3 protein-coding genes are annotated in these 1,180 nt (G+C 63.7%); all 3 read left to right on the top strand.

The window, feature by feature from the left end; genetic code table 11:
* Window positions 1-316 (top strand): hypothetical protein (locus tag GV368_RS10915; protein WP_206673411.1); only part of this gene is annotated, 316 nt, incomplete at its 5' end.
* Between the two features lie 2 nt (window positions 317-318).
* Complete coding sequence (locus tag GV368_RS10910; protein WP_169116539.1) at window positions 319-951, top strand: anti-phage-associated DUF3780 domain-containing protein; 633 nt, start codon at window positions 319-321, stop codon at window positions 949-951.
* Window positions 948-1,180: DUF4433 domain-containing protein (locus GV368_RS10905; protein ID WP_169116538.1), on the top strand; the 233-nt coding region annotated here is incomplete at its 3' end. The genes GV368_RS10910 and GV368_RS10905, both read left to right, overlap by 4 nt.

The following is a 1,180-nucleotide window of genomic DNA, read 5'->3' as shown; positions in this document are numbered from 1 at the left end:
TCTGGACACCACCGACCGTGTGTTCGGGGTCATCAATCGCTTCCGCGATCAGCCCGGCACGCGGTTCAAGGGCGTTCGCATCGAGATCGGCGAGGGCGAAAACACCGTGACCGTGCGCTTCCAAGAGCGCGAAGTCACGGCCGCCATGATCGAGGGCGTCGTCAACAGCCTTCGGGAGGTACTCAACGAGCCTGAAGCGTTGGTCAACATCGCCATCACCGAAGCCATCCAGTTCGACACGGGCTTTGCGCTCAAGGAGTTTGCAAAGATCGCCGGTGTTGAGCTCAAGCCCGGCGACGTGAGCCAGGAGGAATGACCATGGGGCGAGCCAAGGCCGCTGCAACCAGGACGCCCGCAGGGCGTGCGCAAGTCCAGCATACGCTGGGCTTCGGGGTGCCCGCGACCTCGGACCCGCATCACTTCAAGGTGCTCATCCCCAAGAGCAGCACGGGCAAGGTCCAGATCAGCGAATACCTCGGGCTGCAATCGGCCTCGACGGAGACCGCGGTGATCGACCGCGTCTTGCTCGACCGACCGCGCTGGACGGCCATCCGTGCCGAGGTGCAGCGGGCCTTCAACGCACGCCTCACCGTGCACGGTTTGAAGCCCAGTGCATGGAGAATTGGCGACAACCCCGTGGATCGCCTGCTTGGCAAGGAACTCTGTGTCCTAGCCTGGGCCGTCGAGCAAATGGACCCAGTCAAGATCCCCATCGCCGTGAGGAACTGGCTGGCGCTGCGGCCCGAGGAGCGCTGGTGGCTGTTCGGCATGACCGCCATGGCGACTGGCGGCGTCATGGACGCCGGCAAAGGGTGGCGCATCGCACTTCAGCATGCCTTGGGTGATATCGCGCAGAGCGAGTTGCTGGGTGTCCGAGTACGTCGCACCCACCTTGATCGTACTGATGACACCCAACCAATGCTCGAATTGTTCGGAGACAGTACCGCATGACGCACACTGTCCCCCCGCGGCCCAAGATCTACCACATCGCCCATGTGGATCGTCTGCCCTCCATCGTGGCCGACGGCTTCCTCTGGTGCGACGCGGAGGTCATTCGCCGTGCGCCGCAGGGCACGACCATCGGCATGAGCAGCATCAAGCAGCGGCGCTTGACTCTGTCACTGAACAGCCACCCCGACCTGCACGTGGGCGACTGTGTCCCGTTCTACTTCTGCCCGCG

Source organism: Tepidiphilus baoligensis (genome assembly GCF_012911495.1).
GTDB lineage: Bacteria > Pseudomonadota > Gammaproteobacteria > Burkholderiales > Rhodocyclaceae > Tepidiphilus > Tepidiphilus olei.
This window is presented reverse-complemented; position numbering and strand designations above follow the sequence as displayed.